The organism is Mangrovitalea sediminis (assembly GCF_002514725.1).
GTDB lineage: Bacteria > Pseudomonadota > Gammaproteobacteria > Pseudomonadales > Oleiphilaceae > Mangrovitalea > Mangrovitalea sediminis.
This window is the reverse complement of the sequence record NZ_NTLB01000004.1, coordinates 78,057-92,384: the sequence shown is the minus strand read 5'-3', so window position 1 is coordinate 92,384 and position 14,328 is coordinate 78,057. Positions and strand designations below refer to the sequence as shown.

General features: G+C 57.1%; 12 protein-coding genes. 7 read left to right on the top strand and 5 right to left on the bottom strand.

The features are described from left to right. The first annotated feature begins 80 nt into the window (after window positions 1-80). A complete protein-coding gene (locus CLR77_RS10300) occupies window positions 81-1,298 on the top strand; it encodes a methyl-accepting chemotaxis protein (RefSeq protein ID WP_097460573.1) in 1,218 nt (405 codons plus the stop codon). A 398-nt stretch (window positions 1,299-1,696) separates the two neighbouring features. Here the strand turns inward: CLR77_RS10300 and CLR77_RS10295 are convergent, their stop codons facing one another. Together CLR77_RS10295 and CLR77_RS10290 are read right to left on the bottom strand one after the other, a co-directional pair. Further along, complete coding sequence (locus CLR77_RS10295; protein WP_097460572.1) at window positions 1,697-2,572, bottom strand: DUF5677 domain-containing protein; 876 nt, start codon at window positions 2,570-2,572, stop codon at window positions 1,697-1,699. 98 nt (window positions 2,573-2,670) lie between these two features. Further along, window positions 2,671-3,822, bottom strand: a complete 1,152-nt coding sequence (locus CLR77_RS10290; protein WP_097460571.1) for an SIR2 family protein — start codon at window positions 3,820-3,822, stop codon at window positions 2,671-2,673. A gap of 875 nt (window positions 3,823-4,697) precedes the next feature. Between CLR77_RS10290 and CLR77_RS10285 the strand changes: the two genes are divergently transcribed. After that, the gene (locus CLR77_RS10285; RefSeq protein ID WP_097460570.1) at window positions 4,698-5,663 is read left to right on the top strand and encodes a hypothetical protein; all 966 of its coding nucleotides are present in this window, start codon (window positions 4,698-4,700) and stop codon (window positions 5,661-5,663) included. A gap of 125 nt (window positions 5,664-5,788) precedes the next feature. Continuing rightward, on the top strand, window positions 5,789-6,724 hold the full coding sequence (locus CLR77_RS10280) for a YHYH protein (protein WP_198962734.1): 936 nt from the start codon (window positions 5,789-5,791) through the stop codon (window positions 6,722-6,724). A gap of 20 nt (window positions 6,725-6,744) precedes the next feature. On the opposite strand, the gene dsbD is transcribed toward CLR77_RS10280, so the two are convergent. Beyond that, window positions 6,745-8,589 carry a protein-disulfide reductase DsbD gene (dsbD, locus tag CLR77_RS10275; protein WP_158227169.1) on the bottom strand — a complete coding sequence of 615 codons (1,845 nt, stop codon included), beginning with the start codon at window positions 8,587-8,589 and terminating at the stop codon, window positions 6,745-6,747. Window positions 8,590-8,833: 244 nt separating this feature from the next. On the opposite strand from dsbD, the gene CLR77_RS10270 reads away from it, so the two are divergent. From CLR77_RS10270 to CLR77_RS10255, 4 genes are all read left to right on the top strand, one after another. Continuing rightward, window positions 8,834-10,345 (top strand): DUF3570 domain-containing protein, encoded by a 1,512-nt coding sequence (locus CLR77_RS10270; RefSeq protein ID WP_097460568.1) that lies wholly within the window; start codon window positions 8,834-8,836, stop codon window positions 10,343-10,345. Window positions 10,346-10,431: 86 nt separating this feature from the next. Further along, the gene (locus CLR77_RS10265; protein ID WP_097460567.1) at window positions 10,432-10,941 is read left to right on the top strand and encodes a peroxiredoxin family protein; all 510 of its coding nucleotides are present in this window, start codon (window positions 10,432-10,434) and stop codon (window positions 10,939-10,941) included. Window positions 10,942-10,961: 20 nt separating this feature from the next. Then, window positions 10,962-11,210 (top strand): DUF4266 domain-containing protein, encoded by a 249-nt coding sequence (locus CLR77_RS10260; protein WP_097460566.1) that lies wholly within the window; start codon window positions 10,962-10,964, stop codon window positions 11,208-11,210. Window positions 11,211-11,232: 22 nt separating this feature from the next. Then, window positions 11,233-12,156 (top strand): FAD:protein FMN transferase, encoded by a 924-nt coding sequence (locus CLR77_RS10255; RefSeq protein ID WP_097460565.1) that lies wholly within the window; start codon window positions 11,233-11,235, stop codon window positions 12,154-12,156. An 18-nt stretch (window positions 12,157-12,174) separates the two neighbouring features. Here CLR77_RS10255 and CLR77_RS10250 read toward each other — a convergent pair whose 3' ends face one another. Both CLR77_RS10250 and CLR77_RS10245 read right to left on the bottom strand, forming a co-directional pair. Then, window positions 12,175-13,302 carry a sensor histidine kinase gene (locus CLR77_RS10250; protein WP_097460564.1) on the bottom strand — a complete coding sequence of 376 codons (1,128 nt, stop codon included), beginning with the start codon at window positions 13,300-13,302 and terminating at the stop codon, window positions 12,175-12,177. Between the two features lie 29 nt (window positions 13,303-13,331). Next, window positions 13,332-14,051 (bottom strand): response regulator, encoded by a 720-nt coding sequence (locus CLR77_RS10245; RefSeq protein ID WP_097460563.1) that lies wholly within the window; start codon window positions 14,049-14,051, stop codon window positions 13,332-13,334. Between the last annotated feature and the right edge of the window lie 277 nt (window positions 14,052-14,328).

Below are 14,328 nucleotides of genomic sequence, written 5' to 3'. Positions count from 1 at the left end.
TGTCTGGCATCTATACTGGCAAGGGGGCCGGTATCGCGCCTCTATGTCGTACAGATTATTCACAGAAGGTCTGCTGGTCGATGCAAGCATTTTTCCGAAATCTTCGCCTCAAGTACAAGTTCTGGCTGGTTAATATCTTCGTCCTTTCCGTCCTGATGTTGCTGGTAATTTACTCCCTGAACCTTTTGGCGAATGAGGGACATCGGTCTTTCTGGGATGTCTTCCCGCAATACGCACCGGGCTTCGCTGGCGTGGTCATCGTGCTGATGACGCTGGAGATGCTGATCTCGCAGATCCTGATTTCGTTCATCGAAAAGCACGTCAACCAGCTCAAGCAGATCATGGTGGATGTGGAGAAGAATGGCGACCTGAACAGCCGGGCGACGGTCGTTTCGGAAGACGAGATCGGCGAGATGGCGAAAGCGTTCAATGCCATGCAGTCCCGGACCATGGACGTGGTTGGCAGCATGAAAGGGGCGGTGGTGCAGTTGCGCGAGGAAGTCGAGCGGATGAATACCTCCACGCTCGAGGCTCGTGACGAACTGGTCAGGCAGAAGTCCGGCGCCGACCGCTCGGCCAATGTCGTGAATGACATGCTGCAGGCCTTCCTGCATATCGCCGGTCAGGCCGATGTGGCGCGCACCCAGTCCGGGCAGGCCAACCAGATCGCCGGCGAAGGTAAACAACTGGTGGACACAACGGCGTCGGCCATTCAAAAGCTGGCGGGGGATATCGAGTCTTCGGCGACCAGCGTGGAAGTGCTGTCCCGCAACGGCCAGGAAATCGGCAAGTCAGTCAACGAAATCCGCGGTATCGCCGAACAGACCAACCTGCTGGCGCTGAACGCCGCTATCGAGGCGGCGCGAGCGGGTGAGCACGGCCGCGGCTTTGCTGTCGTGGCGGACGAGGTTCGTAGCCTGGCCCAACGGGTCCAGGATTCCACCGACCAGATCCAGGAAACCATCGGTCGCCTGCTGAGTGCGCTGGAGGCCTCGGTCAACAGCATGCAGCAAAGTTCAGACAGTGCACACCAGTGCGTGGAACGCGCCAACGCCGGCAGCAAGGCATTGCAGGAAATCACCGCAGCAGTGGAAACCATCACCACCAGCGTCCGCGAAATCGCCCAGGCCTCCGATGCCAAGTCCGGCGAAACGGATGCCGTGCAACAGAATATCGACAGCATTCGCGAAACCACTGAAAACATGGTTCAGCGTATGGTCGACAGCGCAGAAATGAGCCAGCGTTTGCAACAGCTTATTGTCGATCTGGAGAAGGCGGTTTCGGTGGTGCGGGTTTAGCTGGTTTTCACTGACTGATGTGGCAGGGGAATTCATTCAGGGCAATCGAACATCGGAGCGGTTGGCTTCACGCGGAACTTCATTTGAAACTTGGAAGGGACAAGCTAGAGGGGAGCCGGTCACTTGTGGAGTTAGCGATGCGCGTCCACTAAACTGGGTAGAACCCGTGTTGAGGTCCGAGCGGCGGTGGCTTGTGGCATTACCAGCAAAGGACCATGGCGAAGTTCCAAGACACCGGGAATACAACAAGCATTATCCAATGCCTTCCTGCAATCTGCGGGTCTTGTGTCCCTTCGTGATGGGTGGATCAAGCTTCACCATTCCAAGTGAAACGCCCTGTGCGGAGCCGCATGCAGGGTGTTGTTGGGGCTGGGGGCTAGATACCCCCGGCTACCCGATTAGCCATTTGGTCCATCATATTTTTGATCGAATATCATGAATATTCTTGTGTTTACTCTCTCGATCCAATCGAGGACATTAATCATGTTCTCATCTAGGCAATCAATTCGCTCTAACCAGAGTCGGTATGACTCATTGCAAAACTTGAGTGTTGGACATATATATCTCACATCAGCCTCATGGTAGAACGGATATACGGTAAACGTAGAATCTTCATTCTTTTGAAGGCACCAATCCATAGATTCGTTCCACGAACCATGTATTGACTCTGACATCATTCCGTAAGTGTATTTGTATAGATCCTCGTCCGTGATTTCCTTGAAAATATCGAAGAATGTCTTGCCCTGGAGTCTCCATCGATTTTTCTTTTGCTCTTTGAAATCGTCTTCTGAGAAGCCCTCCAGATCCATCTTCTCCTGAACAGATTTGAGCAGGCGTTTTCCCGCCTTTGTCTCAAAGAAGCGAGAACCTTCTTTGAGTTCACGAAGTATCCTCAATCGGTCTTTGTAAGAGCACTTTCTGTAATCTTCAATTACATCTGAATCGCTCATCAGCAGGTATTCTGCTGTCACTGCGGCTTCGATTAATGGCCTTTCTAGAATACTTATAATTTCAGCATTATCTTGCTCGTAGTAATTTACAATCTCTTTGAGCAGCTTCCATATCCTAGTTAGCAAGCCCAAAATTGGAGCATCTTCTAAGCTGAAACCCGTAGAGTTGCGATAAACATTTCGAATTCTAGTAATGCAGTCATAAATCTCTGCCACATCCCGAACAAAAGTTCCAGTAAATCTATTTATGTCATCTAGTGTTCGTAAGCTTTGCCCTACGTATTCCTCATCGTATCGGCTTATGATTTTCTCTATTTCATCCATGCTCAGTACTTTTTCGTATGGCTAACGCCTTGCTCGCCGGTAAATTAGGAGCGCAGCGAGTAATTTATCCGCGTGCAGCAACTGATTAGATGATGTTGTTACTGCATTAACCAATCAATACTTTTCTCATTGAGGCCGGAAGTGTTTAATTCAGTTCTCTCCCAGTTCATGAATGAATAATTCCTACGGATCTTCCAATCAGAGGAACCAGGCGGAGAATAATCAAGGATTCTTGCTGGGCCCTTGGTAAGGCCCATCATTTCTAAGTCATATTCAAACTCTGTGTAGTTGCGCATTAGATGGTACAGCGCTTGGCGAGCATACTCATCATAGGGAGGCAAAGAATACCCAACAACGCCCAGACCAAAGTTCAAACCACCAGCCTGCTGCAAGCCTCTCCAGAGCGACTTTAGAGGGTTCGCATAGAGAATTTTCGAGCTAGATGGCGACAAAATCAACGGAGAACATTGCCAGAATTGCGCTTTCGTGAGTTGTGATAGATCATCAACACGGTAAACATATCTAAGTGGATCGTCTTCATGGGAAAGCCCATCGATCAGGGGCGAGCTTAAAACGGCAGTGCCATCTTTAAATACTGGATGTCTAGACTCCCACGGGTACTCATATTGGCTTGCATGTTCTCTATCTTTTAAAAACGGGATTTTGTCATACCAATCGATTGAGCCGTGCAGTTTGCTTATACATATTTCATCTGCCTCGGCTTCACTATCAACTATTGATGATGATATCCCTACTTCTTTAAGACGGCTCGGGAAGAGACGATAAGGCTTCTCTAAGAAATCGAGAGTATCCTCAATCAAAGTATCGTAATTAAAAGTTAAAACTATGTCTTGAGGTCGTAGTTGTTCGCAAAACCTTATGCACTCATCTGTTGGCGTGCTGGGTGTCCGCGAGTAAATAACTTCTTGTATGCCATTTCTAATCAGCAACTGAGATTCATTACCTTCGTCACTCCACGTATCACTTCCACGTAACCCCAGGTAGTGTTCTAAGTCCAAGTAGGACATAAATTTTTCATAATCTACAGGTGCATCACAAGAAATGTGATCACACCGCTCCCTATACTTGAGGTACCAATCCAGATCTCTTTCAAGCTTGTTCTCAGAGCCGTATTTTCGGTTAACGGACTGTCGAACAAATTCAAACAACTGCTCACCAAGCGGCAAGCCTGCGTGAACAGAAAAGCCTGCGCCAATAATGAAAATCCTGAATCTTGGTGAATCACTCATTTGCTTATCTGCTCATCTAACGCCAATGTTCAGCGGCCGGTTTGGAGTGCAACGGAAAACCGGTCCGGTGGAGGCCCGCCAGGGCCGGAACGAACTGGAACGACTGGTTATGCTTTGTCTGCCTAAAACGCCCCAAAGGGCTACGGCCGGCGTCGTGCAGCTCCATTCAGGGCGACAATAAGACCATGAATAATTTAGTCTTTTTCTCACGCTGAGATGCAAGCCAGTAATCGTATACCCGCAGAGCTTTCTCAGCAGTCTCCCTACCTAATCGATATCGGCATCGTGATATAAAATCTTCTGCAAAGGCTTCACTCAGGCCTTCGCGAATAAGGTTTTTCTTGAGGTGATTCCAAGCGCCCCCATGGGCAGCATAGGTGCCAATCATATCTCTCGTGTTCATTAGGAGCTCAAAAATTGCATAACAGGTAATTCAACGACAGCTGTCATATATCATGATGCCGCCCATCTCCTACCCAGCAATAACCGAATATTCCAGCAATAGACTGTTTTAAAACGAAAAACCTGCAGCCACTATTTCGAATTCGACGACAAATTCTGAAAGCGATGACCGTGGACCGCGTAATCCACTGTCGTATATCCACAGATACGATAAGTCCATTTCGTAAACAAAAACAGGCTGTCCGGCAATTTTCTCGGCGGGACTGCCGGGAATTGGCGACAGCTGTCGGTTATCTCCATAGGTTGTTGGGAGCCAGCGCACTGCGTTGCCTGAACTTTGATGCCCCCCAGTTGTCATTTACAGAGACGGTCGGTCAGGTCTTTGTTGCCTGATAATCCCCGCCGACATGAGTGCTTAACGGTTTGTCCGAGTGGGCACGATCCTCCTGATTCCTGTCTCTGTGGAGATGAGCATGAAAGCTGATAGGGCGGTTTCATTCGATACGGCGCAGGAATCCAAACTGCATCTTCTGGTCGGGGTGTTCGGCCTGGTCTGGCTGGTCAACGCGGGATTTCAGGCGATGGCCTGGCTGGTTGTTCCCGGCGCCAAGGCCAATTTCATTCATGCGCTCGCGAAATCCACTTCAGCGGTACCCGAATGGCTCCGTCCGCTGCAGACGATTGGGCTGCATGGAGCCGAAGCCGTCGGCGCCGGGATCGCGGCGGGGGGTATGGTTCTGGTGGCTATCCTGCTCGGCGTGGCGCTGTTGGTTCGAAAAAATGTCGCCCTCGCGGCCGTTGCAGGTATCGTCTATAGCCTGGTTTGTTGGGTGTTCTTGGACGGCTTCGGATATCCCTATGCGGGCGGGCAGACCGATCCCGGTGTTTTCGTGGCCTATGCCATCGCTTTCCTGTTCCTGTTGTCGGTTGCCCCTGTGCTTGAACGCCCTGGGACGGATGTGCACAGCGCGGATGGGCGTTTGTGGCATGCGGCCCGGGTCGCTTTCGGCCTGCTGTGGCTGTTCGACGCGGTGTTGAAATGGCTTCCGGCGTTCCTGCTGCATTTCGCCAGCCAGATCACATCGGTGATTCCGGGTCAGCCGCACTGGATTGCTGTCTGGCTTTCGTTCGTCGCCGAACTGGTTCATGCCGTGGGGCCGGTCCTGGTTGCCGTTCTGGTGGCTCTGGCCGAGACCCTGATTGCCGTGGGCCTGCTGAGCGGCAGATGGCTGCGCCTGCTGATTCCCGTCGGCATCCTGTATTCCCTGATGGTCTGGATAACCGCAGAGGCGTTCGGTGGGCCCTACTCGGTAGCCGGGACTGGCGTCCGCGGTAATGTCCTTGGCAATGTCCTTATCTATGTGATTCCCTTTCTGTTTCTGTGGGTCGGGTACAAGGCGGATAAGAGGGAACCGAGTGAGAGACACCGGCCTTCATAAAACCCGTACCACGTCACACTCGCTGCCAAATACCTGAAACGTTCGATTCGATTTGCGATGGCGCCTTGGCGGTATCCTCGAAACATCGTTTATGCTGTCTGAAACAACAAAAAACGGTGTAAGCCATGAAGGTCGCGCGTGGGTGTTTGGCCGTCAGTCTGGCGGTGATGTTGGCCGGATGTGGTGGCGGAGGAGCGGGGGCAGACACCTCTACCCCGACGACGACGTCAACAACGACGGTGGCAAGCCTGCCCTTGGGCGATGGCCTGTACGCACTGACGCCGAAGGTGGGCTATGTGATGTCCTGTCAGACATCGTGGTCCAAGACGGTGCTTCATGATGGCCCCTGGATCCAGGGGAGTCTTTGGTATCCGTCGGAGAAAGTCTCGGTAGCGGGCAGTGTCAGTTGGCTGGCAGCGCAAACGCTGGTCAGTGTCTCCGGCACAACAATGACGATTACCTCAAACAATTTGCCGGATCCGTCTGTCCAGACCACAGGCATCTTTCCGATCCAGTCCACGGATCCGGCTTACCAGTACGACACCAATCCCAATGCCATTCAGGCGCAGACGATCCAGATTACGTTGCCGACCGACCCGGTCGTGGCCGCGACACCGACCTGTGTGCCGATGGGCATGATCGGTTTCACCACTGACGGTGTGGCCATCTACGATGCACTCGATGCCAGCGGTCACGATGCTGTGGCCCATGAGGTGCAGGACCATTGCGGCGGTCATCCTGAGAAAACCGGACAGTATCACTTCCATGGGCCGTCCTCCTGCATGCCGAACGAGACGACCTCGGGACTGGTGGGCTATGCCCTCGATGGTTTCGGCATCTACGGGGAACGGGATCTGGCCTCAGGTCAGATTCTCCATACCAGTGACCTGGATGCCTGTCACGGCACGACCAGCGCGGTGATGTGGCATGGCAGCCTGGTCACCATGTATCACTACGTGCTGACCGCGGAATATCCCTACACCATCGGCTGCTTTAAGGGCGCGCCGGTGACCGCCGATTTGACGGCGGCGCAGAAGCAGCAGATCAGCAGCTTCCCCTGATGGGGTATAGGTTGTCTCCCTTAGCTTTCCCCCAACACCCTCTGGCGAACGTCCTTCAGGAAATCCGCCTGGGAGGTCTCTCCCACCAGCCGTGCCGGCCGGATTTCCCGGCCATGTCCGTCGAAGAACAGGACCGCGGGCGGCCCCACCAGTCCATAACGGTTCAGCAGGGCCTGTTGCGCGGCATTGAAGTGTGTGACGTCCACGCGGACGAAATCGAGCTTGCGCTGCAGTTGGGCTACCTGGGGGGTGTCGAAGACATCCTGATCCATCAGTTTGCAGCTGACGCACCAGTCGGCATAGAAATCGACCATCACCGGTTTGCCCTGGGCCAGTATCGGTGTCAGGGCGCTGGGGTTGCTCAGCTTGTGGAAATGGGTTTCCGGACCGGCCGGTTCGATGCTGGCGGTTTGGAGTCCTGGGCCGAGCGGCTGGAGGAAACTGCCTCTTCCCTGGGCTGCACCCCATAGCAGGAAAATGCCCCACACCAGCGCCATCAGGCCCAGTGCCTGGAAACTGCGTTTCCAGCCTGAAGCATGATTCCCCAGGGCCCCGAGATGTATGCCCACCCCGATGAGCAGCATGGCCCATAAAACCAGGCTCAAAGGCGCCGGCACTATCCTTTCCAGTAACCAGAGCGCGACACCCAGCAGCACCACGCCGAAGGCCTGCTTGACCCTTTCCATCCAGGCGCCGGCCTTGGGCAGTATGCGCACGCCCGCCGTGCCGATCACCAGTAGCGGTGCGCCCATGCCGAGTGCCAGTACAAATAGCGCCAGGCCGCCGAACAGTGCATTGCCGGTCGATGAGATGTAGAGCAGGGCGCCGGCCAGCGGCGCCGATACGCAGGGGGAGACAACCAGTGCGGATAAGACGCCCATCAACCCGACGCCCAGCAACTGGCCGCCTTCCTGGCGCCGGTTCAGGGCATCCAGGCGATCACGTACCGCGGCCGGCAACTGCAGTTCATAGAAGCCGAACATGGACAGCGCCAGCAGCACAAAGAGCGCACTGAACAGTATCAAAACCGGCGGCTGCTGCATCCACGCCTGCAGGTTTGCGCGCGCACCGAAGTAACCGACCAATACGCCGAGACTCGCGTAGGTGAGGGACATGCCCAGTACGTAGGCCAGGGATAGGCTGAAGGCGCGGGGCATGGAGGGCCGTTCCCGCTGGCCGACAATGATGCCAGACAGGATCGGCACCATCGGCAGCACGCAGGGCGTAAAGGTCAGCCCCAGTCCCAGCACGAAGAAAGTCGCAATGACCCAGGGCCAGCTTGCGTGGGAGAGAAAACGTGAGAGGCCGTCGGCGCTGTCCGGTGTGGCCGTTGCCGGTATGGCTGAGACCGAGGCGGTACTGATCGGTGATGTAGGACGCTTCACCCTGTTGACGTGTTTGGTCAGGGATACCCTGAGCTGCCGAGTTTGCGGCGGATAGCAAAGCCCCGCCTCGGCGCACCCCTGATAACGCACGGTGACCTGAAGCGGTCCGGCGGGCGCTGCCGTCAGCTGTTTGCTCAGCGTCACCTGGTGGTGAAACACCGCCTCACGCCCGAAATAGGGATCGTTCTTGTAGGTGGGGGCCGGCGAGAAGGTCGCCTTCGATGCCGGCGTACCGGCGATCTGCATACCCATCCGCTGTTGATACAGGTAATAGCCTTCGGCGATATCCCAGTGCGCGAGTACATGGTCGCCCTGTCGCTGAAGGGTCAGCCTGAACGCCTTGTTGACCGGGAGAAACGTCGGATCCGGATGAGCCCCTGCGCTCGGTGCCGATGTTGCCCCCTGGCTGGCGGTGGCAAACATCAGCGGGATCAGGGCGGTAAGCAGTGCCGGAATCAGCCGTTGTATCGCACGACGCATATCGGTCTCCTCGACTCGGATCAGCGGATTCTGTGCGCAGGTCCTTAAAACCGGCTTAAGAGTGTTGCCTCCTAAGTAATTCTTAAGTGAAGCGTTTTTAGAATGCCCGGGCCTGTTACGGCCATTGCCGGAATGGGATTCGACGATAACCCACATGTTTTTGTGACCCCGGCACGCACTTCTGGCTGCCCCTTTTCGCCAGTCGGTTCCACCCCGTGCCCGGTTTCGAAGGAGGCGCCCGTTCATGCAGTCCCCGGAAAAGACACCCCGGTCTGAAAACGCCCGTCCGGTCGGCCTGGCCCTGGCTGCCGCGACCTGCACCTTGCTGGGTCTGCAGTCGTTGCCCGCGAAGGCCAGCGGCCAGCCCGGTACCTGGGATGTCAATGCCGGTATCCTGCATTACCAGGAAGCCGATGGCAGGGTTCGGGCGACGGAACCTTCGATCAGCGCCGTCGATAATATCGACGAAAACAAGCGCTTCAGCATCAACCTGGTGATCGATTCCCTCAGCGGCGCCTCGCCCTTTGGCGCGACACCCAGCGATCAGGTGCAGGTCTTCACCAGCCCATCCGGTACCAGCAGCGGTGTCAGCGCGGCGAGCGTCAAGAATGCGCCGCGGACGGCCGCTACGCGGTCCACGGTGCATACGATGTCCACCGCATCTTCGACGCCGGTCTCCACCACGACGGGAACAACGGCGACCACAACCCCTTCGACATCGACCAGCGATCAGTGGATTGCGCCTGGCGAAACGCCGCTCGATAAATCCTTCAAGGACAGTCGGCTGTCGGTGTCGTCCGCCTGGACGGATACCATTAACCGCGACTGGTTCTACAACCTCGGGGGCCACTATTCGGACGAGCACGACTATACGTCGATCGGTGTGACCGGCGGCCTGTCCCGCTATTTCAACGAGAAGAACACCACGCTGAACCTGGGGTTGTCCTATTCCCGCGATACGGTGCAGCCTATCGGGGGCACACCGACGCCCTTCAGCCGCATGCCGATTTCCCTCAACAAGACCACCGCACAGTTCCTGAACGAATATAACGCAACCCGCGGTGCCGGCAGCGAGAACAAGAATATCGTCGGCGCGATGTTCGGGATCACGCAGGTGCTGAGCCGGCGTTGGCTGACCCAGCTCAACTATTCGGTGACGCAGTCGAAGGGCAACCTGACCGACCCCTATAAGATCCTCAGCGTGATCGACGATCAGGCGGGGACGAACTACGGCGGCAACCTGGTCGGCGCCGATGGCAACTTCGTCTACGTCTACGAAAAACGACTGCGGACCAAACTGGAGCAGGCGGTCTACTGGCAGAGCAAATACATGCTGGGCAATGGCGATATCATCGATGGCTCCTATCGCTACGGGCGCAACGACTGGGGGATGACCTCCAACACCTTCACCCTGAGCTATCGCTGGAAGCTGGGTGACGGCTACCTCGAGCCGGATGTGCGTTTCTACCGTCAGACCAAGGCCGACTTCTACCACCGTTACCTGACATCGACCCAGTACAACAGCGGCAACGTCCTGCTTGATGCGGCCAGTGCCGATTACCGGCTGGGGGATATGACCACCCGCACCATCGGCCTCAAGTGGGGCGACCATATCAACGAGGATCAGGAAGTGGCGTTGCGGCTGGCCTATTACGTCGAGCACAACACCGGGCCTGCCGGCATCGGCAAGCTCAGTGCACAGACGCTTTATCCCGATACCAAGGCGTTTATCGGCGAGCTGACCTTCAGCTTCTGAGCCGGCGGACGCCCCGATCACCTAAGCCGCCGTTAAGCAACGGCGGCCTAGAATCCCGGTCATAACGAACAGGTTTGAGGTTCCGAATGCAAAACAGACACTCCCTTCAGATAGCCGTTTTGGTGTTGCTGATGATCGCCGGCGGCCTGTTCAGCGGTTTGGTACAGGCTTCGACCGCACCGGACTTTACGTTGCCGACCCGGCATGGCAGCGTCCATCTGAAGAGTTTGCGGGGGCATGTCGTGCTGGTGGATTTCTGGGCGTCCTGGTGCGGTCCCTGCCGGGAGTCTTTTCCCTGGATGAATCGGTTGATGGATCGTTTCCAGGACAGAGGTCTGAAAATCGTCGCCATCAATCTCGACCAGGACAGCAGCGCTGCGCAGCAATTCCTCGCGCAGGTACCGGCTGATTTCACCGTCGCTTTCGATCCCCAGGGGAAAACCCCTAACGCCTACGGTGTTATGGGAATGCCCAGCAGTTACCTGATCGGTCCGGATGGACGTATCCGCGCCAAGCATATCGGGTTTCATGGCGACCGCGTCGCTGCCTACGAGTCGGCGATTGCCAAACTGCTGCAAACCACCGGCAAGGACTGACCGAGGGAGGGGGAATACGCATGCACAAACCTAAGATGAAACCGGGTGCCGTGGTGTTGACCGGCGTGTTGATCGGCCTGATGACGGGCTTGCTGGGAGGCTGCAGCGATTTGGGCGTAAAGCCCTGGCAGCGGGATTTGCTGGCGCGCCAGGATATGCAGCTTATCTCGAACCCTATTCAGCACGCCTATGATGAACATATCTATTTCAGTAAGGAAGGGACCAGCGGTGGCCAGAGTTTTGGCGGCGGGGGCTGTGGGTGCAACTGAACGGCCGTGCGGGTAACCCGATATGACGGCGCCGTGCAGCCGGACCTTGCCGTCCCTTGATTGGCAGGACGGATACTGGGTTGGCCGTTTTCAGGCGATGGCCAGCCCCTGCGAGATCCTGATGGACGGTGTTGACGAACCGGTGGCACGTACGCTGACGGATATCGCCGCGAAGGAAGCCTGGCGGATCGAACAGAAATTCAGCCGCTATGTCGCCGGCAATATCATCGACCGCATCAATCGTGGCGGCGGTCAGCCGGTCGCCGTGGATGAGGAAACGGCCCGCCTGCTGGACTATGCCGAGCAGTGTTTCAGTCTTAGCGACGGCCGCTTTGACGTCACTTCGGGCATCCTGCGTCAGGCATGGCGTTTCGACGGCAGCGATCGGCTGCCCGAGGCGGAGGCCGTGGCAAGGCTATTGCCGCGGATCGGCTGGCAGAGAGTGGAGTGGCGGGCGCCCTGGCTGCAGATGCCGGAGGGTATGGAACTCGATCTCGGTGGTGTCGGCAAGGAATATGCCGTTGACCGGACCTTGATCCTGTTGCAGCAGGCTATCGGAGAGACCGGGGCACCTTACAGCCTGCTGGTGAATTTCGGTGGCGACCTGGTGTGCTCGGGGCCGCGCCCGGACGGTTCGGGCTGGCGCATCGGTATAGAAAATGCCCGGGCCATCGCCCAGGCGGCCGATGCCATCGTTCTCAAGCAGGGAGCGCTGGCGACCAGTGGCGACAGTCGTCGCTTCCTGTTGCGGGACGGGGTGCGTTACGGCCACATCCTGGACCCTCGCACCGGTTGGCCGGTGCCCAATGCGCCTTACAGCGTATCGGTCGCACAACCCACCTGTACGCTGGCCGGTATGCTGGCGACCTTTGCCATGCTGCAGGGCGACGAGGCGGAAACCTTTCTGGCCAGTCAGGGGGGGCGTTACTGGGTTCAACGGGCCTGAAAACCGCGAGCCGGCCTCTCAGGCAGCTGCACCCTTTCGGATGGCCGGCATCGCCAGCGGCATTTCGATACGGAAAACCACACCACCGTCCTCCCGGTTGAAGGCCATGATGCTGCCGCCCTGCTGCTGAATCAGGCTGCGCGCCACTGCCAGGCCAAGCCCGCTTCCGCCGGAAGCTCGGGAGCGGGAATTGTCGGCCCGGAAGAAGGGATCGAATACGCGATCGATGATGCCCTGGGGTAAACCCGGTCCGCGGTCGCTGATGCTGATCACCGCCTGATCCCGGTGCGTGCTGACGTGTATTTGCAGCCACTTGCCGGAAGCGGCGTAACGCAGGCCGTTTTCCACCAGATTATCCAGGACCTGGCGCAGACGGTTGTGGTCCGCATGGACCCACAGCGATCTCACCACGACCTCCAGCTGTACGCCGTGGTCTCGGGCCCGGTCGGCGTAGACGGCGTGCAGTTCATTCACCAGTTCGCCCAGGTCGAGATCGGTGCATTGCAGCGACAGGCGGTTGGCATCGACCAGCGCCAGGGTATTCAGGTCATCGACCAGGCGTACCAGGTGCTGCACCTGATCCAGCAGCTTGCGATGTTCCTGGTCGCTGGCCGGGATAACGCCGTCACAGATACCGTGAAGCCGGCCCTGGAGAATGGTCAGCGGGGTCCGTAATTCATGGGAGATGGCCGCTACGGTGTCCTTGCGCTCCCGCTCCAGGGTTTCCAGCGTGTCGGCCATTTGATTGAAGTTGCGGCTCAGTTCCGCCAATTCGCCGCGAATGGCGAATCCTCGGGTGCGGGCCGTCAGGTCGCCCTGGGAAATGCGCAGGGCGGCTTCGGCGACGGAAGTGATCGGCCGGATGAATATCCGCGCGGACAGCACGGCAGCCGCGAGTCCCAGCAGCAGGCTGAGGGCCAGCCCGCTGATCACCTCGACGGAAAGCCCAGGTCCCTGGGCTGGCCAGTACTGGTCGTAGATTTCGTCGAGGCGCTGGCTGTGATCCCTGCCGCTGTCGCGCAGCTGTTGGAGTTCCTGTTTAACGGCGGTTGGCAGGCTTTGATGGAAGGCCTGTTGCTCCTTGTGTTTCTGCCACTCCAGGCCGCCAGTCACCACACCGATCGACAGCAGAACCGTCAGCGCCATGTAAACGCCGAATCGAATCCCGAGACGATTTAACGGTCTGGCCACAGGCGATACCCAACACCGCGAACGGTTTCGATCAATTGGCCGCAACCGGCGTCGCTCAGCTTGCGTCGCAGTTTGCTGAGATGGGAGTCGATGACACGGTCCAGGGCATCGCTTTCGGGTAGGCAGCCTTCTATCAGCTCCAGTCGTGTCATGCAGCGGCGGGGCTTGCGCATCAGGAATGCCAACAGGCGGAATTCGGTCAGGGTCAGGGGGAGTTGGGTCGCGGTGCCGTCATCGTCCATCACGAAGGCCGAGTGACTCCCCTGATCGACCACCAGCTTACCCAGATGCAGGCGCTCCTCAGGGGCTTCCGAGGGGGCCAGGCTGCGGCGCAGGACAGCGTGCACCCGGGCGACGACTTCAGCCGGATTGAATGGCTTCGAAATATAGTCGTCGGCGCCCAGGCGCAGGCTGAGCAGTTTGTTCACGTCATCGGTCAGCGCCGTCAGCATGATGACCGGTGTCCGTCCTTCGGCCCGGATCGCCTGCAGGACGTCGATGCCGTTCTGGCCCGGCATTCGTATGTCCAGCATGACAAGGTCGGGGCGACGCTGTCGCAGCATCTGCAGCCCCCATTGGCCGTTGTCGCAGTGCAGGGTGCGGAAACCCTCGCGCTGGAAATAGGCATCGAGAATCTCGGCGATGTCGACTTCGTCCTCGATGATGAGAATCAGGGGCGCCGTCGATGGAAGCCTGGTGGTCATTGCGGGTGCGGTCATAGAGGGTAGCGTCAAGTCCGTTTCAAAAGACATCTAAGCATAAAGGCGTTAAGCCGGTCCAAAGTATTGAAGCCGATTTCCTCGAGCTTTAGACAGCCGTTTTGCCAAAAAATCCCAACATCATGCCGTTTCATCGATGACAGTCTTCGGATCGGGGCATTAACACCGGTAATGATCTCCATCAGATCTGCACAAAGCCTTAACGTTGAGACAAGTTTCGTTTTGCACAATGGGCGTTTCGCTGGGAGCACTGTGGATCAGG

Excerpts from the sequence above, each read along its gene's own strand:
- CLR77_RS10260 (WP_097460566.1), top strand. The coding sequence starts at position 10,962 with ATGCACAAACCTAAGATGAAACCGGGTGCCGTGGTGTTGACCGGCGTG.
- CLR77_RS10255 (WP_097460565.1), top strand. The coding sequence starts at position 11,233 with ATGACGGCGCCGTGCAGCCGGACCTTGCCGTCCCTTGATTGGCAGGAC.
- CLR77_RS10270 (WP_097460568.1), top strand. The coding sequence starts at position 8,834 with ATGCAGTCCCCGGAAAAGACACCCCGGTCTGAAAACGCCCGTCCGGTC.
- CLR77_RS10265 (WP_097460567.1), top strand. The coding sequence starts at position 10,432 with ATGCAAAACAGACACTCCCTTCAGATAGCCGTTTTGGTGTTGCTGATG.
- dsbD (WP_158227169.1), bottom strand. The coding sequence starts at position 8,589 with ATGCGTCGTGCGATACAACGGCTGATTCCGGCACTGCTTACCGCCCTG.
- CLR77_RS10290 (WP_097460571.1), bottom strand. The coding sequence starts at position 3,822 with ATGAGTGATTCACCAAGATTCAGGATTTTCATTATTGGCGCAGGCTTT.
- CLR77_RS10280 (WP_198962734.1), top strand. The coding sequence starts at position 5,789 with ATGAAGGTCGCGCGTGGGTGTTTGGCCGTCAGTCTGGCGGTGATGTTG.
- CLR77_RS10245 (WP_097460563.1), bottom strand. The coding sequence starts at position 14,051 with ATGACCACCAGGCTTCCATCGACGGCGCCCCTGATTCTCATCATCGAG.
- CLR77_RS10250 (WP_097460564.1), bottom strand. The coding sequence starts at position 13,302 with ATGGCGCTGACGGTTCTGCTGTCGATCGGTGTGGTGACTGGCGGCCTG.
- CLR77_RS10295 (WP_097460572.1), bottom strand. The coding sequence starts at position 2,572 with ATGGATGAAATAGAGAAAATCATAAGCCGATACGATGAGGAATACGTA.
- CLR77_RS10285 (WP_097460570.1), top strand. The coding sequence starts at position 4,698 with ATGAAAGCTGATAGGGCGGTTTCATTCGATACGGCGCAGGAATCCAAA.
- CLR77_RS10300 (WP_097460573.1), top strand. The coding sequence starts at position 81 with ATGCAAGCATTTTTCCGAAATCTTCGCCTCAAGTACAAGTTCTGGCTG.